General features: G+C 61.8%; 16 protein-coding genes. 8 read left to right on the top strand and 8 right to left on the bottom strand.

The window, feature by feature from the left end; translation table 11 throughout:
- The first annotated feature begins 141 nt into the window (after nt 1–141).
- From EKA13_RS20685 to EKA13_RS20670, 4 genes are all read left to right on the top strand, one after another.
- Complete coding sequence (locus EKA13_RS20685; protein WP_065761158.1) at nt 142–1,434, top strand: OprD family porin; 1,293 nt, start codon at nt 142–144, stop codon at nt 1,432–1,434.
- 305 nt (nt 1,435–1,739) lie between these two features.
- Nucleotides 1,740–3,233 (top strand): GGDEF domain-containing protein, encoded by a 1,494-nt coding sequence (locus EKA13_RS20680; protein ID WP_065761157.1) that lies wholly within the window; start codon nt 1,740–1,742, stop codon nt 3,231–3,233.
- 114 nt (nt 3,234–3,347) lie between these two features.
- Nucleotides 3,348–3,581 (top strand): DUF3820 family protein, encoded by a 234-nt coding sequence (locus tag EKA13_RS20675; RefSeq protein ID WP_083199871.1) that lies wholly within the window; start codon nt 3,348–3,350, stop codon nt 3,579–3,581.
- A gap of 16 nt (nt 3,582–3,597) precedes the next feature.
- A complete protein-coding gene (locus tag EKA13_RS20670; protein ID WP_100250154.1) occupies nt 3,598–4,794 on the top strand; it encodes an aminotransferase class V-fold PLP-dependent enzyme in 1,197 nt (398 codons plus the stop codon).
- 6 nt (nt 4,795–4,800) lie between these two features.
- Here the strand turns inward: EKA13_RS20670 and EKA13_RS20665 are convergent, their stop codons facing one another.
- Genes EKA13_RS20665 through ptsP form a run of 3 tightly spaced genes read right to left on the bottom strand, consistent with a single transcriptional unit; the run spans nt 4,801 to nt 10,348 of the window.
- Nucleotides 4,801–6,534, bottom strand: a complete 1,734-nt coding sequence (locus EKA13_RS20665; protein ID WP_065761154.1) for a PTS fructose-like transporter subunit IIB — start codon at nt 6,532–6,534, stop codon at nt 4,801–4,803.
- Between the two features lie 2 nt (nt 6,535–6,536).
- Nucleotides 6,537–7,487 carry a 1-phosphofructokinase gene (pfkB, locus tag EKA13_RS20660; protein WP_065761153.1) on the bottom strand — a complete coding sequence of 317 codons (951 nt, stop codon included), beginning with the start codon at nt 7,485–7,487 and terminating at the stop codon, nt 6,537–6,539.
- The gene (gene ptsP, locus EKA13_RS20655; protein ID WP_065761152.1) at nt 7,487–10,348 is read right to left on the bottom strand and encodes a phosphoenolpyruvate--protein phosphotransferase; all 2,862 of its coding nucleotides are present in this window, start codon (nt 10,346–10,348) and stop codon (nt 7,487–7,489) included. Before ptsP ends, pfkB begins: the two co-directional genes overlap by 1 nt.
- A gap of 286 nt (nt 10,349–10,634) precedes the next feature.
- Between ptsP and cra the strand changes: the two genes are divergently transcribed.
- Together cra and EKA13_RS20645 are read left to right on the top strand one after the other, a co-directional pair.
- Nucleotides 10,635–11,630, top strand: a complete 996-nt coding sequence (gene cra, locus EKA13_RS20650; RefSeq protein WP_065761151.1) for a catabolite repressor/activator — start codon at nt 10,635–10,637, stop codon at nt 11,628–11,630.
- Between the two features lie 2 nt (nt 11,631–11,632).
- Entirely contained in the window at nt 11,633–12,409 is a 777-nt protein-coding gene (locus tag EKA13_RS20645; RefSeq protein WP_065761150.1) for a TatD family hydrolase, read from the top strand.
- 27 nt (nt 12,410–12,436) lie between these two features.
- Here EKA13_RS20645 and EKA13_RS28965 read toward each other — a convergent pair whose 3' ends face one another.
- The 3 genes from EKA13_RS28965 to ampD all read right to left on the bottom strand — a co-directional run bounded on the left by EKA13_RS28965 (nt 12,437) and on the right by ampD (nt 16,015).
- Nucleotides 12,437–13,141, bottom strand: a complete 705-nt coding sequence (locus EKA13_RS28965; protein ID WP_425415178.1) for a methyl-accepting chemotaxis protein — start codon at nt 13,139–13,141, stop codon at nt 12,437–12,439.
- A 1,477-nt stretch (nt 13,142–14,618) separates the two neighbouring features.
- Complete coding sequence (gene ampE / locus EKA13_RS20635; protein ID WP_065761148.1) at nt 14,619–15,452, bottom strand: regulatory signaling modulator protein AmpE; 834 nt, start codon at nt 15,450–15,452, stop codon at nt 14,619–14,621.
- Nucleotides 15,449–16,015 carry a 1,6-anhydro-N-acetylmuramyl-L-alanine amidase AmpD gene (gene ampD, locus EKA13_RS20630; protein ID WP_065761147.1) on the bottom strand — a complete coding sequence of 189 codons (567 nt, stop codon included), beginning with the start codon at nt 16,013–16,015 and terminating at the stop codon, nt 15,449–15,451. The genes ampE and ampD overlap by 4 nt, the downstream gene beginning before the upstream one ends.
- 175 nt (nt 16,016–16,190) lie before the next feature.
- Between ampD and nadC the strand changes: the two genes are divergently transcribed.
- On the top strand, nt 16,191–17,039 hold the full coding sequence (nadC, locus tag EKA13_RS20625) for a carboxylating nicotinate-nucleotide diphosphorylase (RefSeq protein ID WP_065761146.1): 849 nt from the start codon (nt 16,191–16,193) through the stop codon (nt 17,037–17,039).
- A 92-nt stretch (nt 17,040–17,131) separates the two neighbouring features.
- Here the strand turns inward: nadC and trxB are convergent, their stop codons facing one another.
- Together trxB and EKA13_RS20615 are read right to left on the bottom strand one after the other, a co-directional pair.
- A complete protein-coding gene (gene trxB, locus EKA13_RS20620) occupies nt 17,132–18,094 on the bottom strand; it encodes a thioredoxin-disulfide reductase (RefSeq protein ID WP_065761145.1) in 963 nt (320 codons plus the stop codon).
- A 126-nt stretch (nt 18,095–18,220) separates the two neighbouring features.
- Nucleotides 18,221–18,820: a peroxiredoxin gene (locus EKA13_RS20615; protein WP_065761144.1), complete on the bottom strand. Its 600-nt coding sequence runs from the start codon at nt 18,818–18,820 to the stop codon at nt 18,221–18,223.
- Between the two features lie 266 nt (nt 18,821–19,086).
- Between EKA13_RS20615 and cysZ the strand changes: the two genes are divergently transcribed.
- On the top strand, nt 19,087–19,755 hold a 669-nt coding region (gene cysZ, locus EKA13_RS20610), incomplete at its 3' end, for a sulfate transporter CysZ (RefSeq protein WP_065761143.1).

The raw sequence follows: 19,755 nt of genomic DNA, 5'->3' as shown, positions 1-19,755 counted from the left end.
AAAAGTGCCTGAGTTTGATCGTCCTTACCCCCTGACGATCGTTGTTTCGCACAATAAAAAACAGCCACACCTTCACCCAAGGAGTTAACCACGGTGAGCATTGCTTTACGATTCACACCGCTATTCGTTGCACTGACTGCAATGATGCCTTTCACAGCCCAAGCAGACGACGAACCCGCTGAAGGTTTCATCGAAGGCTCCAGCCTCAAATTGCTTAGCCGTAACTACTACATGAATCGCAACCAGCTCTCGCAAGGCCAGCGCGATAACAAGGAGTGGGGCCAGGGCTTCATTGGCAAGTTTGAGTCGGGCTACACGCAAGGCCCACTCGGCTTCGGCCTTGATGCGCATGCCATGCTCGGCCTGAAACTCGATGGCGGTGGCGGTACCGGCAACTCCAGCATCCTGCCGGTCAGCAGTACCAGCAAAGAAGGTTACGAGTACGGCAAGGCTCCGGATTCCTTCTCGACCGCAGGGGCGGCGCTCAAGCTCAAGGCCTTCGACACCGAGCTCAAGGCCGGCGACCTGTTCCTGAACAATCCGGTGATCGCCGGGGGCGAAAGCCGCATGTTGCCGCAGACCTTTCGCGGGGTCAGCCTGACCAACAACAGCCTCGACGGCCTGATGTTCGACGCCGGCCAGGCTAGCTTCACCAAGCTCTACAACCAAAGCGGGCACAGCCGCATCGGCACCTCTTATGGCGAACTGCCAGACGACCGCGAAAGCCGCCACCTGAACTGGGCCGGGGTAGCCTGGAGTTCGATTCCGAACCTCACCGCCAGCCTGTATGCCGCGGAACTCAAGGACATCTGGAACCAGTATTACGCCGACCTCGACTACACCTATCAGGTGAACGATCTGGTCAGCCTCAACCCGGGCGTGCATTTCTATCACACCCAGGACACGGGCGATGCGCTGCTGGGCAACATCGACAACAACACTTACAGCCTGCACTTCACCGTCGGTATCGGTTTTCATGCGATCACCGCGGTGTATCAGCGCGTCAACGGCAACACCCCGTTCGACTACATCACCCAGGGCGACAGCATCTACCTGGACAACTCGCAGATCTACTCGGACTTCAACGGCCCCAACGAGCGCTCCTGGAAGCTCAAGTACGCGTATGACTTCGCGGGCCTTGACGTACCCGGCCTGACGTCGGTGGTGTCCTACTCACACGGTGAGTTGGACCTGACCAAAGTCGACCCGAACAGCGCAGGCTACGGCGAAACCTGGTACAACCCCGATGGCAAGAACGCGCAGCACTGGGAACGCGACATCGACCTGCAGTACGTGTTCCAGGAAGGCAACCTCAAGGACCTTTCCGTCCTGCTGCGCTGGGCCGCCCACCGGGGTAGCCAGGGCTATTCGCAGGTGGATAACAACGTCGATGAATACCGTGTGATCGTCGAGTATCCGCTGAACATTTTCTAACCTGCGGCATCGCAGGCGAGCCAGTCATGCCTTCGGGGCTGCAAGAGCCTTGTTGGAGCAGGCTTGCCTGCGATGGGAGCGTTCGGGCGCCAGCACGTACACAGCGCCCGTATCGCAGGCACAACCTGCACCTGCAGAGATCTCCGCACCAAAAGACACCCGCCGTTCATCTGTTGAACCTGACAAGGTAGCGACATGCATAACCTTAGATCTTGTCCGACAATACACACACCCCTAAAATACGCCGCCGCGCACCCTCCGTGCACTCCCTCTTGCTCATGACCTATGGTCAAACACTGGCAACCATGACTTCGCGCACCCGGCCTCAACGCTCTGCCCTGTACCGAAGCCATCCGGAACTGGTTCTTAACCTGGGCAGTTGCCTGACGGTTCTGGCAATCGTTGCTATCGTCACGTTCCTGTTGATGCGCGAACGTACCAACGTCGAGCAGGCCGCCGTTCGCTCGGCACGCAACATCGTGCAGTTGATCGACACCGACATTGTGCGCAACGTGGAACTCTACAACCTGTCCTTGCGAGGCCTGATCTGGGCGGCACAGCGCCCGGAGCTGTTGACGATTCCGCCTGAACTGCGCCACCAGGTGCTGTTCAACCAGGCCTTCAGTGTGCCATTGCGCGGCGACATCCTTTGGCTCGACAGTAATGGCGATGTGGTCGCCGATTCCTCCAGTACGACACCACGCAGCGCCAATTTTGCCGACAGCAAGGTATTCCAGGATCACCGGGCAAACCCTGGCCTGGGCCTGCTGATCAGCCAACCGTTCAAAGCGCGGCTTGGCGACCTGGACTGGTGCATTGGCTTTAGCCGCAGGATCTCGGACATTCATGGCGGATTTGCTGGCGTCGCTGCCGGTGCATTGCGCCTGTCGTACTTCGACGAGCTGTTCCAGCGCCTGGACATCGGCCAGGAAGGCAGCATCAACCTGATCAATACCAACGGCGTACTGCTTGCCCGGCACTCGGCGGTGGACAACCGCCAGTTGGTGGGCAAGGACTTCAGCCAGGAGCCGAACTTCCAGCGCGCCATGCAAGAAGGCAAAGGCAGCTTTAGCGCAGCCTCGTCACTGGATGGCAAAGAACGTCTGTTCACCTTTTCCCGCGTCACCGACCTGCCATTGATGGTGGTTGTGGCCCTGCCCACTGAAGAAGTATTCGCATCGTGGCTGCGAACCGCACTGGTGGTGGGTGCCGCAACAGGCGTGCTGTGCCTCGGCATTCTCTGGCTCACGCTGTTGCTGGGTCGCGAGCTGCGCCGCCGCCAGGATGCCGAGCAAGGCCTGGCCACCCTCGCCGCCACCGACAGCCTGACCAACCTGCCGAATCGGCGGCGCCTGGACCAGGTGCTGCGCCAGGAATGGGCCAGGGCCAAGCGCAACGCCCGCCCCTTGTCGGTACTGATGGTGGACGTGGATCGCTTCAAGGCCTTCAACGAGCGGCACGGCCATCAGGGCGGCGATCAGGCACTGCGCAGAGTGGCCGCGACCATCCAGCGCTGCATCCGTCGGCCAGCAGACCTTGCCGCCCGTTACGGCGGCGAAGAGTTTCTGATCATCCTGCCGGAAACCGATAGGCAGGGCGCCCATCAACTGGCCGAGAACCTGCGCCGCCAGATCGAAATGCAACCACCGTACGCCAACGATGTGCAGCCGGTAACCGTCAGTATCGGCGTTGCCACCCACGCGCCAGACTGCCCGCAGCACAGCCTCGACGCGCTGTTGAGGGCTGCCGATGAGGCGCTATACCAAGCCAAGCACAACGGCCGCAATCAGGTCGTCTAGCCTCAGCGCCGGCCGGGGGCAAATCTGTATGCTGTTTTTCGACGGGATCTGTCCTTTGGCTCACCGGTCGAATGCCTGTATCGTCGTGCCCTCGACGTCACAGGTTGTTGCCGCATCATGAACCCCGAAGCCCTTGAACTGCTGGTCACCCGCGAAATGCCTTTCGGCAAGTACAAAGGCCGCTTGATCGCCGACCTGCCTGGCCAGTACCTGAACTGGTTCGCCCGAGAAGGCTTTCCCAAGGGCGAGTTGGGCAGCCTGTTGGCACTGATGCATGAAGTCGACCACAACGGCCTGTCGGACTTGCTCGTTCCCCTGCGTAAAAAACACCCACGCCCCCGCCCCTGACACAGCGAGCCTACGCATGAAGCACCTGCCCCTGTCTGAGCCCTCCCTTCTGGCCCGCGACGAGGGCTACTGGCAAAACGTTGCCTCGCGCTACGACATCGAGCCTGGGCCGATCAACCTTGAGTACGGCTACTTCGGTCGCATGACTCGCACGGTCGCCGAGCGCTACCAAGCGCATATCATGGCGATCAACCGAGGCAATTCACTGCCGGTGCGTCAGCAGTTCGATCAGGTCGGCACCCTGCAGATCCACGCTGCCCTGGCTGAACTGTTGCAGGTTCCAGCACACACGGTGGCCCTGACGCAAAGCGCATCGGCATCAATGCTGTCGCTGATCCGCAACTACAACGGCCTGCGCCCAGGCGATCAGGTACTGATCAGCGACCTGGAATACGACAGCGTGCAGCGCGCCATGCGCTGGCTGGCGCACCACCGTGGTGTGGAAGTGATCGAGCTGCGCCATCCGCATCCAGCCACCTTTGACAACCTGCTCGACAGTTACCGCCAGGCGTTCGAGCGCTACCCTCGACTCAAGCTGATGGCTCTGACTTACGTGACCCACCGCACCGGGTTGGTGATGCCGGTGCAGGCCATTGCCGCCTGTGCCCGAGCACACGGTGTCGAGGTCATGCTCGACGGTGCCCATGCCCTGGGGTTGGTGGACTTCAGACTGGATCAGTTAGGCATCGACTTCGCCGCCTTCAACCTGCAGAAGTGGATCGGCGCGCCGCTGAGCCTGGGGGTGTTGTACATCGCCGAAGAACGCCTGCAGGCCATCGCCCCCGACATGAGCGAGGCGAGTTACCAACGCGATGACATCCGCTCGCGGGCGCCATACGGCACGCCGAACATTCCCGCCTGGATGACCTTGCCGACTGTATTCGAAGAGCACCGGGCCATGGGTGGCGCCGCCGTAAAAGGGGCACGCCTGAGTTACCTGCGTGACCTTTGGGTTGAGCAGGTGCGCGCATTGCCCGGCATCGAAGTACTGACCCCGGACGATCCGCGCCTGTACTGCGGTATCACCTCATTGCGCTTTACCCGCCAGCCTGACCAGCCGGCCATGGTTCGGCGCCTGCTGGACGAGCACAACCTGTTCACCGTGGCCCGCGATGGCTCAGCCTGCGGACCGTGCATTCGGGTGACGCCCGGCTTCACGACAACACCGGACGATATCCAGGCGCTGGTCCGTGCCCTGCACGAACTGGCCTGAGCCCCCTCAGGCCTTGACCGGCTCGACCGCCAACTCGGCAACGTCGCTGCGCTTGAGCAGCGCGTACAACACAGCGGTCAACAGGCTACCGGCGAGAATCGCCAACAGGTAGAGCAGCGCGTGGTTGATGGCGTTCGGGATCAACAGCACGAACAGCCCGCCATGGGGTGCCATCAGCTTGCAACCGAAGTACATCGACAAGGCACCGGTCAACGCCCCGCCGGCAATGCTGGCGGGAATCACCCGCAGCGGGTCTTTGGCCGCAAACGGAATTGCGCCTTCGGAAATGAAGCACAGCCCCAGCACCAAGGCGGCCTTGCCGGCCTCTCGCTCACTCTGGGCAAATTTGCGCCGTGCGATAAAACTGGCAATACCCAGCCCGATCGGCGGCACCATACCCGCCGCCATCGTCGCAGCCATCGGTGCATAACTCTGCGAGGCCAACAGCCCCACGGAAAACGCATACGCGGCCTTGTTGATCGGCCCACCAAGGTCAACGCACATCATCCCGCCCAGCAGGATGCCGAGGAGAATGGCATTGGTAGTGCCCATGCTGTCGAGGAAATGGGTCAGCCCCGCGAGCATCTGCGCCACCGGCTGGCCGACCACATAGATCATCACCAGGCCCGTGAACAGGCTGGCCAGCAACGGAATGATCAGGATCGGCTTGAGCGCTTCCAGGCTGCTGGGCAGTCGCGCCCAGCGGTTGATGGCCTTGGCGCTGTACCCGGCGAGAAAACCGGCGACGATACCGCCAATGAACCCGGCCCCCAAGGTGCTGGCCAGCAGGCCGCCAATCATGCCTGGCGCAAGGCCCGGGCGGTCGGCAATCGAGTAGGCGATGTAGCCGGCCAGCAACGGCACCATGAGTTTGAAGGCCGCCTCACCACCGATCTGCATCAGCGCCGCCGGTAACGTGCCTGGCTGTTTGAACGCCTCGATACCGAAAACAAAGGACAGGGCGATCAGCAAACCACCTGCCACCACCATCGGCAACATGAACGAAACACCGGTCAGCAGGTGCTTGTAGACACCGGTCTTCTCACCCTTGGCCGGTGCAGCCTGCCCGGCAGCCGACGCCGACTCCTGCTTGCCTTCGGCCAACGCTTTATCCAGGGTAGCGCGCGCCTGTTTCAGGGCAATGCCGGTGCCGCAGCGGTAGATCCGCTTGCCGGCAAAACGCTCGGTGGCCACTTCGATATCGGCAGCCAGCAACACCACATCCGCATCAGCAATCGCCTGGGCGCTGAGCGGTGTGCGGGCGCCGACTGAACCCTGGGTTTCCACTTCAAGCTGGTAACCCAGTTGCTGCGCGGCCTGCTGTAACGCCTCGGCGGCCATAAAGGTGTGAGCCACTCCGGTCGGGCAGGCGGTGATGGCGACAATGCGTTTGCCCTGTACGACAGGCGCCGCAGCCTCGATCACCGGCTGATAAACCTCGGCCTTCTGGGCCGCCTCGCGCAAGAAATGATCAACATCCTGCAGCGCCTGCGATGGGGTGCTGCGAAACAGCCGCTTGCCGGCAAACCGTTGCAGGTCCAGCGGGCCGCTGCTGACCACCAGAACCCAGTCAGCCGCATCGATATCCGCCGCCTGAAGTTGCCGCTCAGGGTGTGCCGGGTCGTGAACTTCGACGCTGGTGCCATAGCCCTGGCGGCGGGCCGCAGCCTCCAGCAAGCGTGCACTCAGCACGCTGGAGACCATGGCGTTGGGACAAGCCGTGACAATCGCCAGTTTCATGTTCAACCCTCTTGTTCTGCTGCCGGGGTGTGGATTCGGATCTCACGCTGCAACTGCACGAGGTACTGTGGGTCGGTAATGCCAAAGCCGATCTGGCTCACGGCCATGGCCGCAATGGCGGTTGCCCGCCGCAAGGTGGTCTTGGCGTCGTCGCCAGTCAGCAGCCCGTGGACCATGCCCGCCAACAGCGAATCACCGGCACCCACGGTACTGGCGACCTTCACGCGGGGCGGCGAGGCGTGCAAGGTGGCCTCGGCGTTGAACCAGGTAACGCCCTCGGCCCCTTGAGAAACCACCACTTCCTCAATGCCCAGGTCCAGCAAACGGCGCGCTGCGGCGTGCTGCTCGGTAAAACTGTGCAGCGGCGTTTCCAGCACTTCAGCCAGTTCGTCGGTGTTGGGCTTGACCAACCACGGCATGCTGGCAAGGCCGGCCCGCAAGGCCTCGCCACTGGTGTCCAGCGCCACCTTCAGCCCCAAGGCCTTGAGGCGGGCAAGCAGTTGTGCAAACCACTGCACGGTGACGCCAGGCGGCAGGCTACCGGCCACGACCACGGCGTCATGGCCCGGTGCAATGTGCTCAAGACGCTCCAACAGTGCCGCAAAGGCCGATTCGTTGACCTCCGGCCCCGGGCCATTGATGTCCGTCACCCGCCCTGTGCCTTCGACCAGCTTGATATTGCTACGGGTCTGCCCCGGAACACGAATGAAGTCGTCAACAAAGCCACGCTGTGCCATCAGCGCCTCAAACGGTTGAAGGTTATCCGCCCCCAGAAAACCGCTTACTGTCATCTGGTGCCCCAGGTCGGCCAGCACCTGAGCCACGTTGAGCCCTTTGCCAGCGGCATGAGCCTGCAGGCCTTTGCTGCGGTTGACGGTGCCCGGCTGCAAGTGCTCCAGCGTAACGGTGAGGTCCAGTGCCGGGTTGAGGGTCAGCGTCAGGATCTTGGCCATCAGAGTATCTCCACCAGCGCCCGCACATCGGCGGCGCTACCCTGAGCCAACGCGTCACGCGCCAACTGCCGGGTGTGTTCATAATTCAGTTCACGTACCTGAGCCTTGACCTCGGCGATGCTGCGCGCCGCCACGCTCAGTTCATCCACCCCAAGGCCCAGCAGGATTGGCACCGCCTGTGGGTCGGCCGCCAGTTCGCCGCATACCCCGACCCACTTGCCGTGGGCATGGGCCGCACGCACCGTCGTGTCGATCAAGTGCAGTACCGCAGGGTGCAGGCCATCGGCCTGGGCGGAAAGCGTCGGGTGACCACGGTCAATGGCCAGGGTGTACTGGGTCAGGTCATTGGTGCCGACGCTGAAGAAGTCCACTTCGCGGGCCAGCACCGGCGCCAGTATGGCCGCCGAAGGCACTTCGATCATGATCCCGACCTGCAGGTCGCTGACCTCGATTTCCTGACGCAGGCGCTCGACCATCGCCCGCGCTTCGCGCCACTCCTCCAACTGCCCGACCATCGGAAACATGATCCGCAGCGGGCGGTTGTCGGCAGCGCGCAACAGGGCCCGCAACTGGCTCTCCATGATCTGTGGCCGCTGTAGTGTCAGGCGAATACCGCGTACACCGAGGAACGGGTTTTCTTCCTGCTCGATCGGCCAGTAGGGCAACGGTTTGTCCCCCCCGACATCAAGGGTTCGCACCACCAGTGGCCGCCCGTCGAGACCATCGAGCACCTTGCGGTACTCCGCCTCCTGAGTCGCTTCATCGGGAGCGCTCTGGTGGGCCATGAAAATCAGCTCAGTGCGCAGCAAGCCGATACCTTCGGCTCCATGGTCGACCACCGCCGCGATACCCGCGCTTTCACCGATGTTGGCAAAGACTTCGATCGCGTGCCCATCCAGGGTATGCGCCGGTTCCAGACGACGCGCACGGGCGGCCTGCAAACGCTGTTCACGACGGTCACGCTCGGCCAGTGAGCGCTGCAACAGCGCAGGCTCGGGCGCCACATGCAAACGTCCGCGCTGGCCGTCGAGCAGCAGCGGCGTGCCTTGGGCAATCAACAACACTGACGCCCCCGCCCCCACCACCGCAGGAATGCCAAGCGCACGGGCAACAATGGCGCTGTGCGCGGTAGCGCCCCCGCGGGCGGTAAGAATGCCGGCAACACGGGCCGGGTCAAGCCGGGCGACATCGGAAGGCCCAACCTCTTCCATGACCAGCACATAAGGCGCGTCCGGCAAGGCGACATCGGCCTCGCCACACAACTGCGCCAGCACCCGGCGACCGACGTCGCGCAGGTCGGCGGCACGTTCAGCGAGCAGGGCATCGTGCAGGGCTTCCTGCTGTCGGGCTGCGCCATCGATTACCGCCATCCACGCGGCTTCGGCGCTTTCACCCTGGCGCAGACGCTGTTCAACCTCATCGCCCAGTTCGGGATCGTCGAGCATTTCCAGGTGGGTGATGAAGATTTCACGGATCGCCTTGGCCTGGCTGCGCTTGATCACCCCGTCGATATCGTCACGTACGGCCGCGAGCGCCTGCTGCAATCGCTCGCGCTCCACAGCAGGTGATTCACCGCGCAGCGGATAGTCGAATTCGCGCAACACCTGGACATGCGCCGGGCCGCTGGCGATTCCAGGGGCGGCCGCCACCCCTTGAATCAACGCACCTGCCACCGGGGCCTGAACCAACGGTTGTATCACCTCGGCAACCACAGGCTCGGACGCAAGAGTCGGCAACGGCTCGATCTCCTCGCCCAGCCCCTCTTCCACTGCCGCCAGCAAGGCCGGCAACGCGTCAGCCGCAATGCTTGGCTCGGCGATGAATTCCAGCACCTGCCCACGGTGAGCGCCCAGGCTGAGCAGCTTGCTCAAGCTCTTCACGGAGACGGCAGCCTGACCGGTTTCCGGCAAGCGCAGGCGAATTTCGCCCTCAAAGGCCTTGGCCAACTGCGCAAGGATCTTGGCCGGGCGCGCATGCAAGCCATGGGCATTGGCCAGGGTAATGCGTGCGCAGGGCCAGTCGACCGGCACTTCGCCACCCAATACTTCCAATACCGTGCGGCTGCTGGTGGCGCGGAACAGCTCCTGGCCACGGCCTTCGATCAGCAGTGTGCATAAACGTTCGAGCAGCGCCTGATGGGCTTCGCCCAGGCTGGCCAGGCAGAACAGCCCGTTCAAGGGCTGGCCCAGGTAACGCAGCGGTTGTGCCGGGGTCACGAACGCCAGGCCCGGTTGCCGCACCGTCTGCTCGCTGTGCAACCACCAAAGCCCATCGCCCAGCGGCAAGGCTTCGACTTGCTGGAGCACCGCCGCAAAGCCGTTCCCCACGCATTCGGCACGCCGCAGCAGGCGTGCGCCGCGCCAGACCAGTTCCTCGAAATCTTCCGACGGCACGCCAAGGCCGATCAGTTGAGCATCCAGCGCCAACGCTTGCGGTGCGCCCTGCAGCAATTTCAACAGTGCCTCGGCAGAGGAAGCACGGCGCAGCGCCTCACCCAGGTCGGTTTCACCCAAGGCCCGGGTCAGCAGTTGCAGCAGCCGCAGGTGCTCATCGGATTTGGCGGCGATGCCAATGGCCAGGTAAACCTTCTGACCGTCGCCCCAGTCCACGCCTTCGGGAAACTGCAACAGCCGCACGCCGGTGGTATGCACCAGGTCGCGGGTCTGTGGAGTGCCGTGGGGAATGGCGATGCCTTGGCCAAGAAAGGTCGAGCCTTGTGTCTCGCGGGCCTGCAACCCGGCCAGGTAACCTTCGGCGACCAACCCGTCAGCGACCAGCAGGTCCGCCAACAGTTGCAGTGCGGCCGGTTTATCCACAGCCGTCTGGCCCATGGATATCTGCTCTACGGTGAGCTCGAGCATGACCCTCTCCTTTGCAGCGCCAGGTGGGCGCCGAGGTATTGTTGTGGATATTTCAGCACAGTCCTCAGAGGTCTGGCCTTGGCGCCGGTGGCTAGCAGGGCAGAAAAAGCGCCAGCTGAAACGTTTAATCTATAATGACGATCACGTTACTCGATAATCTGCGATCTATGAAGCCCCATCTTGTCGGGCAACTGCGACAATAGTCGTCTGCGCTACTGCGATGAGATCGGCGAAACTACCCAGTCAGGCTTCGCAGCCAAGACCTGGTAATAACAAGGATAATTCGGTGAAACTCAGCGATATCGCTCGCCTGGCCGGTGTGTCTGTGACCACCGCCAGCTATGTCATCAATGGCAAGGCCGAACAGCAACGCATCAGTAACAGTACTGTAGAGCGGGTGCGTGCAGTGGTCGATGCACATGGCTTCACGCCCAACCCACAGGCCGCAGGCCTGCGCAGCCGACACACGCGCACCCTGGGGTTCATCCTGCCTGATCTGGAAAACCCCTCCTACGCGTGCATCGCCAAACGGCTGGAGCAAGGCGCCCGCGCCCAGGGCTATCAGTTGCTGATCGCCAGCAGCGACGACAACCCCGAGAGCGAGCGGCAGTTGCAGCAGTTGTTCCGCGCACGCCGTTGTGATGCCTTGTTTGTCGCCACCTGCCTGCCAGAAGACGACGATAGCTATCGGCAATTGCAGGCTAAAGGCCTGCCGATCATTGCCATCGACCGTACGCTGGACGCCGCGCATTTCTGCTCGGTGGTCAGTGATGACCAGAACGCCAGCCTGCAGTTGACCCGCAGCCTGCTGGAATCGGCGCCCAAGCACATCGCCCTGATTGGTGCGCGTGCCGAACTGAGCGTCAGCCAGGCCCGTACCCGTGGCTTCGATCAGGCGCTGGAAGGCTTTACCGGCAGCATCAGCCACTATCAGGGCGAGGCCTTCAGCCGTGACTGCGGTCGTCGCCTGATGGGCGAACTGCTGGCCGATCTGGGCCGCCTGCCCGACGCGCTGGTGACCACCTCCTACGTGCTGCTACAGGGTGTATTCGACGTACTGCAAAGCCGTCCAGCCGACTCCCGTGCTGTGCATCTGGGCACCTTTGGTGACACCCAGTTGCTGGACTTCCTGCCACTGCCAGTCAACGCCATGGCCCAGCAACACGGGCTGATCGCCGAAACGGCGCTGAAACTGGCTTTGGCGGCGGTTGAGAAAAACGATTACACGCCGGGTGTCCATGCCATTGGCCGGACCTTCAAACAGCGAATCTTTGCGGCCTGACCATGCGCCTGATCGACACCCACACGCACCTGGACTTTCCGGACTTCGATGCTGACCGTACAGCATTGCTGGCCAATGCCCGGGCCCAGGGTGTCGAGCGCATGGTGGTGCTGGGGGTGTATCGGGACAACTGGCAGCGGATCTGGGAGCTGGTGCAAAGCGACGCACAGTTGTATGCCGCGTTTGGCCTGCATCCGGTGTACCTGGATGAGCACCGCGCCGAGGATCTGCTGGCACTGAAAGACTGGCTGAACCGCCTGCAGGGCGCGCGCCAGCTGTGTGCAGTGGGTGAGTTTGGCCTGGACTACTACCTGGAAACCCTCGACCGGGATCGGCAAAACACCTTGTTTGAAGGCCAGTTACAGCTGGCAGCTGACTTCAACCTGCCAGCGCTGCTGCATGTACGGCGCAGCCACGCTCAGGTCATTGCAACCCTCAAGCGCTACAAGCTGGCACGCGGTGGAATAATCCACGCGTTTGCCGGCAGTTACGAAGAAGCCAGGGAGTACATCAAGCTGGGCTTCAAGCTCGGCCTGGGTGGCGCGGCCACTTGGCCACAGGCACTGCGCCTGCGCAAAACCATTGCGCGTTTGCCACTGGACAGCGTGGTACTGGAAACCGACGCACCGGACATGGCACCGGTGATGTTTGCCGGGCTGCGCAACAGCCCGGAACACCTGCCACAGATTGCCAACGCGCTGGCCGAGCTGATGGGCATTGCGCCCGAGCAGTTGGCCGAGGCCAGCAGCCTCACGGCCTGTGAGCTGTTTGGCTGGTAACCCCTCGTCCAGCAAACGTGCCTGATCCTAGACCCGAAACGCCCCAATCAAACGCTTGAGCTCCAGCACCTGGGTAGACAGTTGCCGACTGGCATCTTCGGTCTGGTGCGCGCCGTCACTGGCATGCTCGGCGGCGCGGTTGATCTGCACGATGTTCTGGTCGATGTCATGGGCTACCGCGGTCTGCTGCTCTACCGCAGCGGCAATCTGCTGGTTCTGGTCGACGATCGTACCGACGGCACCCAGAATGTTCTCCAGCGCCTGCTGCACCTGCTCTGACTGGCCCACCGTACCCGATGCCATCTGATGGCTGCTGTCCATCGCCTTGACCGCAGCGCCCACACCACCCTGCAAGCGTGAAATCATGTGCTCGATTTCTTCGGTCGATTGCTGAGTGCGCTTGGCCAGTGTGCGCACCTCATCGGCCACCACGGCGAAGCCACGGCCTTGCTCGCCGGCACGGGCCGCTTCGATAGCGGCGTTCAACGCCAGCAGGTTGGTCTGTTCGGCAATGCTCTTGATCACCTCCAGCACCCGGCTGATGGCCTGGCTGTCACTGGCCAACTGGTTGATCACCTGTACCGATTGATCAATCTCACTGGCCAGGCGGGCAATGCTGCCTTGCTGCAACTCCACCAGGCTGCGCCCACTGACGGTGTCCCGATTGACCCCATGGGCGCTGTTGACCGCCGCCGCCGTGCTGCGTGCGACCTCCTGGGCCGTCGCCGACATCTGGTTCATCGCCGTGGCCACCTGTTCGATCTGCCCCCGCTGACCGCTGACCGCCTGGTTGCTGCGCGCCGAAACGGCATGCACCTGCCCGGCCTGGTACTCAACCTGCGCGACAGTCTGGCCAACCTGCTCGATCAGGTCGTGAATACGCCGCACCGTGGCATTGAACACCTGCCCCAACTCACCCAGCTCATCGCGGCTGTGGGCCTGGAAGTTCACGGTCATGTCGCCGGCCGCCACCTCATCCATCACAACGCCAAGACGCTTCAGCGTGCTGCGGGTAGAGGCGTAGAAGCCGCTGTACAGGTAGACGATCAACAGGAATATGCCCGCCAGGGCCGCCACCAGCAGTGTCATGTGCTGACGGTATTCCCCCAGTCGCTGCTGCAACTCCAGGCGCAGAAAGTCCAGGGTTGCACTGTTGAGTTGGTAGGTCTGCGCCATCAAGTCGCTAGCCTGTTGATAAAAAGCTGGCCACGGCGCATCAAGGGTGTCGGCCATGACCACCTGCTCCTCGAACAGCTCACTGGCCTGCTTCAATGTGGCCTGGCTGGCTGCAGCGTGCGCCCCCAGGCTCGCCTTCGCCCGCGGTTCAGTGGCCAGGGCGTCCTGCACTTTGATCGCATAGTCCGCTGCGAGTTTGTCGAGGGCCTGCAGCAGTTCCTCGAAACGGGTACTGGAGGACGAATTGAGAAAGCCTTGACCAAGGGAATAGGCGCCCATGGCTCGCCCCTCACCCAAGGCCTGAGTGACCTGCGGGGTTGCGCTGATCAACAGCTCACTGAGTTGGCGGATGACACGCTCATCATCCTGGCTCAGCCCGGCCTGGCTGGCGATCAGCTTGCTCAGCACCTGGGCCTGGGCCAGCAGCTTGTCAAACAGGGCTGCCTTGCTCAACAAGGACGATTCGCTCTGCGCACGCTGGAACACGGCCAGCATTTCACTGCGTTTGTCCTCGAAGGCTCGCACCTGCGCCTCATCGACCGACACCATGCTCAAACCCTGCAGGCGGGACAACAGTTGCTGTTCAAGGGCCGAGATTTTCACCTCGACATCCTCGGCCTTGCCCGACTGCCCCAGCACAGCATTGATCTGCACCAGGTTGCCCAAGGTTTCCAGATCACTGCGCAACATCAGGCTGCTGCCAAGCAGATCGAGGCTTTGCAGCTCGACACGGGTGGCATTGAGCTGGGCATACGCGTCGCGGACCAGATAGAAATTGGTCACCAGCATGGGCAGGAAAAACAGGACGCTGATCAGGCTGAACTTCATCCCGAAACTCAGGCGGTTCATCAGCGCAACGGCGGGATACAAGAGGCGCTTCACGGGTCGTCTCCTTGATTCTTATTGTTCTATAGGCGCAATGGCTCTAGGCCACCGGCGATGTTCACCAGGTCCTGTATAACGCATATCGATGCGGGGTTTTGTAACTTAAGGTTAACCGGCGGATCGAGCCCGAGCTCGATCCGCCATGGTTTCAGGCAAGGACGGTCCAGAGGGCGAAGCCGGCGTACCAGAGTACGGCGGAACGCAGCAGCAGTTCCCAGAGGGTGTCCAGATCGGCAAGGCCATCAGGGCCAACCGCAGCGCCCTGAGAGAGCTCGCCGGCCGCACGGCCGGCGATGTGAATCAGCCGACCGGCGCTGATGTGCCAGTTCAGCAATTCGTGCAACAACGCACGGCTGACCGCAACGAAATTGCCGACCAAGGCAAAACTCAAGGCCAACAAGCGTACGGGCAGCCAATCGAAGGCATGCCGTACCTGCCCTGCACAGTCACGCAATGCCTCGTTACGCGCATGAGCCGCCGTCAATGCCAACAAGCGGTAACCCAACGCGATGGCCGGGCCCAACAGGAAGTACCAGAAAATCACCGCGAACAGGCTCTGGTAGGCCTGCCACAGCAGATGCCCTTCAACCCGCTCAATCAACATGGTTTCATTGTCGGCGGCCAAGCCCAGATCACGCTCAGCCACATGCAGTGCGGCCTGCTCATCGCCACGCCGCCACGCATCGCGAAACGCGCCCAGCGACGCCTTCACATCACCACGTCCCAAGCTGTAAATCAGCACCAGCAAGTGGATCGGAAAGACCAGCAAACCATACGCCACCGGTTCCAGCGCATGCACGAGCAACGCCAGCAACGCCACCGGCAGCAGCACCAGAATACCCAGCGCCCACCACGGATGGGTTTTGCCGCTACGCTCCAGTCGCGCCAACTCGCCAAGAAAGAAGCGATCGCGCTGCAGGCGCTGACGCAACGCCGAAAACTTCTCGATCCACAACACCAGCAACAACACCAGAAAACTCATGATTTCTCCTCGCTATCCTGCAGGGCGGCGCGGTAACGCGCCCAATCAAAGGCTGGGCCCGGATCCGTCTTGCGACCCGGGGCAATTTCACTGTGGCCGCGAATCCGTTCGCGGCTAATCGCTGGCCAGGCCGCCTGCAGTTGCTGGGTCAGCACCTGCAAGGCCTGATACTGGGCATCGGTGAAGGGCATATCGTCGGTGCCCTCCAGTTCGATACCCAAAGAAAAGTCGTTACACCCTTCGCGACCGTCAAATGCCGAGACACCGGCGTGCCAGGCCCGATCCAGGCAGGACACGAACTGGGTAACGGCACCATCACGCTCGATCAAAAAATGCGCAGAAACGCGCAAGGTCTTGATGGTCTCGAAAAACGGGTGCTCGTCAGGGTCCAAACGGTTCTGGAAGAACGCCTGAACCTTGCCGGTGGCGAATTGCGCTGGCGGCAAGCTGATATTGTGGATCACCAGCAGGGAAATGGCTTCGCCATCAGGGCGGGCGTTAAAGTTTGGCGAAGGGCAATGGGTGATGCCGGCAACCCAGCCGGTAGCACGGTCCAACTGCATAGAAATTCCTGAAAGCAACCCAAGGACAACGCCAGTATGCCCCGTCGCACAGGCAGATGTATCGTGAAAAAGTGTGTTCTCGAGTAGCCAAACCCTGCACAACACGCCGCTTGTTTGCTGCAACCCCGGCACGGGCTGACCTATAATCCCGGCCACTTAGCTTGTGGAGCCCGCCATGCCGAATTTACGCCTCGCCGATCTGACTGCCGAAATCGAAGCCAACGTGCGCCGTGCGTTGCTCGAAGACATTGGCAGCGGCGACATCACTGCCCAACTGATCCCCGCCGAACGCCTGGCCAAGGCCACCATCATCACCCGTGAGAACTGCGTCATCAGCGGTACTGCATGGGTGGATGCGGTGTTCCGCCAGCTCGACCCTCGGGTGGCGGTGCATTGGCAGGTCAAGGACGGCGACCGGGCCAGGCCCAACCAGATCCTGTTCACCCTTGAAGGGCCGGCACGCTCGCTGCTCAGTGGTGAACGCAGCGCCTTGAACTTCCTGCAGTTGCTCTCCGGTGTCGCCACCCACGCGCAGTTCCTCGCTGACAAGGTTGCCCATACCCAGGTCAAACTGCTCGACACCCGCAAGACGCTCCCAGGCCTGCGCCTGGCGCAGAAGTATGCAGTCACCTGCGGCGGCTGCCACAACCACCGGATCGGCCTCTACGATGCCTTCCTGATCAAGGAAAACCACATTGCCGCCAGCGGCGGCATCGCCGAAGCGATCACCGCGGCACACCGCATCGCCCCCGGCAAACCCGTGGAAATCGAAGTGGAAAGCCTGGCCGAGCTGAAGCAGGCACTGGACGCTGGTGCCGACATCATCATGCTCGACGAACTGAGCCTGGACGACATGCGCGAAGCCGTCCGCCTGAATGCTGGCCGTGCCAAACTCGAAGCCAGCGGCGGGATCAACGAAAGCACCCTGCTGGTGATCGCCGAAACGGGAGTGGACTACATATCCATCGGCGCCATGACCAAGGACGTCAAGGCGGTGGACCTGTCGATGCGCCTGAGCCTGTAAGGGCTCAGAGGGCTTACCGCACGTACGCGGCCCCTTGCCTGAAAAACAAACCCCCGCTCAAAGGCGGGGGTTTGTCATTTACCTGCGCAGAATCAATGTGCCGCGTTCTGCAGGCCATCCAGGTAGCGCTCGACGTCCAGTGCAGCCATGCAACCGGCACCGGCCGAGGTGATCGCCTGGCGGTACACGTGGTCAGCCACGTCACCGGCAGCAAACACACCCTCGATGTTGGTGGCAGTGGCGTTGCCGTCACGGCCGCCGTTGACTACCAGGTAGCCGTCCTTGAGGGTCAGCTGGCCTTCGAACAGCGACGTGTTCGGAGTATGGCCAATGGCGATGAACACGCCGTCGACCTTGATGTCTTCGCTGCTGCCATCGTTGTTCTTCAGGCGCGCACCGGTCACGCCCATGTCGTCACCCAGCACTTCGTCCAGGGTGGCGTTGAGCTTCAGCACGATCTTGCCTTCGGCCACACGAGCGTGCAGCTTGTCGACCAGGATCTTCTCGGCGCGGAAGGTTTCGCGGCGGTGAACCAGAGTGACCTTGCTGGCGATGTTGGCCAGGTACAGGGCTTCCTCGACAGCGGTGTTACCGCCGCCCACTACGGCCACCTCACGGTTGCGGTAGAAGAAACCGTCACAGGTAGCGCAGGCCGAAACACCTTTGCCCATGAAAGTTTCTTCCGACGGCAGACCCAGGTAGCGAGCGCTGGCACCGGTGGCGATGATCAGTGCATCACAGGTGTAGGTGGCGCTGTCACCTTTGAGGGTGAACGGCTTTTGCGCCAGGTCCACGGCGTTGATGTGGTCGAACACTACTTCCGTCTCGAAGCGCTCGGCGTGTTCCTGCATACGCTGCATCAGTGCCGGGCCGGTCAGGCCGTGGGCGTCGCCCGGCCAGTTGTCGACTTCGGTGGTAGTGGTCAGTTGGCCACCAGCCTGCATGCCGGTGATCAGCAGCGGCTTGAGGTTGGCACGGGCAGCGTACACCGCGGCGCTGTAACCGGCAGGGCCGGAACCGAGGATGATCACTCGCGAATGACGTACTTCAGACATGACACTCTCCTGTCGACCTGGCCTGTAGCGGCCAGTGTCGTAACGCCGGGATCGCCGGCTGGAATAAAAAAGAACCTGCGAAGCACTTGGGGAAGGCTTTTGGCCGCAGGTCCTGAAAACAGTGGGTTACAGGCTCTTGGCGTTTTCCGCCAGGTAGTCGGCAACACCCTTGGCATCGGCCTTCATGCCTTTCTGGCCTGGACGCCAGCCGGCCGGGCAGACTTCACCGTACTGTTCGGTGAACTGCAGGGCTTCGACCAGACGAATCATTTCGTCGACTTCACGACCCAGCGGCAGGTTGTTGACCACCTGATGCTGCACCACGCCTTTCTGGTCGATCAGGAACGAAGCGCGCAGGGCAACGCCGGCGTCATGCTCGATACCATAGGCTCGGGTGATTTCGTGTTTAACGTCAGCGACCATGGTGAATTCGACTTCGCCAATGCCGCCCTTCTCCACCGGCGTGTTGCGCCAGGCGTGGTGGGTGAACTGCGAGTCGATGGAAACACCGACCACTTCAACACCCAGCTCACGGAACTTGTCCATACGGTTGTTGTGGGCAATGATTTCCGACGGGCAGACGAAGGTGAAGTCCAACGGCCAGAAGAACAGCACGACGTATTTGCCGCGCAGGGAGGAAAGCGTGAAGCTGTCAACGATCGAACCGTCACCCAGCACTGCCGCGGCATCGAAATCAGGGGCTTGCTTGTTAACCAGAATGCTCATGAAAACTCCTTGAAGATTGAATTCGAAGGCGTTGAAAAGTTGTGCGCACTGTAGCGAGGTGGCAGAGATTAAGGAAATATCCTTAGACAATCTACCTTATAGACGACCTCTATTTACCGTCTTGGGAATGGCCTGATCCTCTATGACCTACGGGTCACAAGCGACCTCGGCTTTTGTTACATCGCGTGTCGCCAAGCCTTGCCGCCTTTCACCGGGTGCCCAAACTCGGTAATGTCAGCGCGTTTTATCCTCACGCGGAGCCTTCTATGCAAGCCCCTGTTCTTTCTGGCCCGGACTACCTGCGTCAGGGCTTAACACTGGTACTCAGCCCAGGCCTGCGACTGTTCGTGTTGCTGCCTTTGACGATCAACCTGGTGCTGTTCTTCGGCCTTATCTACCTTGCCGGGCACCAGTTCAGCCTGTGGGTCGACGCGTTGATGCCCAGCCTGCCGAACTGGCTGAGCTTTCTCAGCTATATCCTGTGGCCGCTGTTTGTCGTGCTGGTAGCGCTGATGGTGTTCTTCACCTTCACCCTGCTCGCCAATATCATCGCCGCCCCGTTCAATGGCTTTCTGGCTGAAAAGGTCGAAGCGGTAATACGCGGCAGCGATCAGTCGCCGCCGTTCAGCTGGGGCGAACTGGTCGCCATGGTGCCGCGCACGCTGGGCCGTGAGCTGCGCAAACTGGGCTACTTCCTGCCGCGCACCATCGCCCTGTTCATTCTGTCGCTGATTCCGGTGGTCAACCTGATCGCGGCGCCGTTGTGGCTGGTGTTCGGGATCTGGATGATGGCCATTCAATACATCGACTACCCGGCCGACAACCACAAGCTGGGCTGGAACGAAATGCTCGCCTGGCTGCGGGAAAAACGCTGGAAGAGCCTGAGTTTCGGCGGCTCGGTGTACCTGGCGCTGCTGATACCGTTCGTCAACATC

The sequence above is a fragment of the Pseudomonas defluvii genome, from assembly GCF_001695625.1.
Classification (GTDB): Bacteria; Pseudomonadota; Gammaproteobacteria; order Pseudomonadales; family Pseudomonadaceae; genus Aquipseudomonas; species Aquipseudomonas defluvii.
The sequence above is the reverse complement of the archived record's forward strand: the minus strand, read 5'-3'. Positions and strand labels throughout refer to the sequence as shown.

Bases quoted from the DNA above. Each gene is read 5' to 3' on its own strand.
- EKA13_RS20685 (WP_065761158.1), top strand. From the start codon at position 142: ATGATGCCTTTCACAGCCCAAGCAGACGACGAACCCGCTGAAGGTTTC.
- EKA13_RS20680 (WP_065761157.1), top strand. From the start codon at position 1,740: ATGACTTCGCGCACCCGGCCTCAACGCTCTGCCCTGTACCGAAGCCAT.
- EKA13_RS20670 (WP_100250154.1), top strand. From the start codon at position 3,598: ATGAAGCACCTGCCCCTGTCTGAGCCCTCCCTTCTGGCCCGCGACGAG.
- EKA13_RS20665 (WP_065761154.1), bottom strand. From the start codon at position 6,534: ATGAAACTGGCGATTGTCACGGCTTGTCCCAACGCCATGGTCTCCAGC.
- pfkB (WP_065761153.1), bottom strand. From the start codon at position 7,487: ATGGCCAAGATCCTGACGCTGACCCTCAACCCGGCACTGGACCTCACC.
- ptsP (WP_065761152.1), bottom strand. From the start codon at position 10,348: ATGCTCGAGCTCACCGTAGAGCAGATATCCATGGGCCAGACGGCTGTG.
- EKA13_RS20645 (WP_065761150.1), top strand. From the start codon at position 11,633: ATGCGCCTGATCGACACCCACACGCACCTGGACTTTCCGGACTTCGAT.
- EKA13_RS28965 (WP_425415178.1), bottom strand. From the start codon at position 13,141: ATGTCGGCGACGGCCCAGGAGGTCGCACGCAGCACGGCGGCGGCGGTC.
- ampE (WP_065761148.1), bottom strand. From the start codon at position 15,452: ATGAGTTTTCTGGTGTTGTTGCTGGTGTTGTGGATCGAGAAGTTTTCG.
- ampD (WP_065761147.1), bottom strand. From the start codon at position 16,015: ATGCAGTTGGACCGTGCTACCGGCTGGGTTGCCGGCATCACCCATTGC.
- nadC (WP_065761146.1), top strand. From the start codon at position 16,191: ATGCCGAATTTACGCCTCGCCGATCTGACTGCCGAAATCGAAGCCAAC.
- trxB (WP_065761145.1), bottom strand. From the start codon at position 18,094: ATGTCTGAAGTACGTCATTCGCGAGTGATCATCCTCGGTTCCGGCCCT.
- EKA13_RS20615 (WP_065761144.1), bottom strand. From the start codon at position 18,820: ATGAGCATTCTGGTTAACAAGCAAGCCCCTGATTTCGATGCCGCGGCA.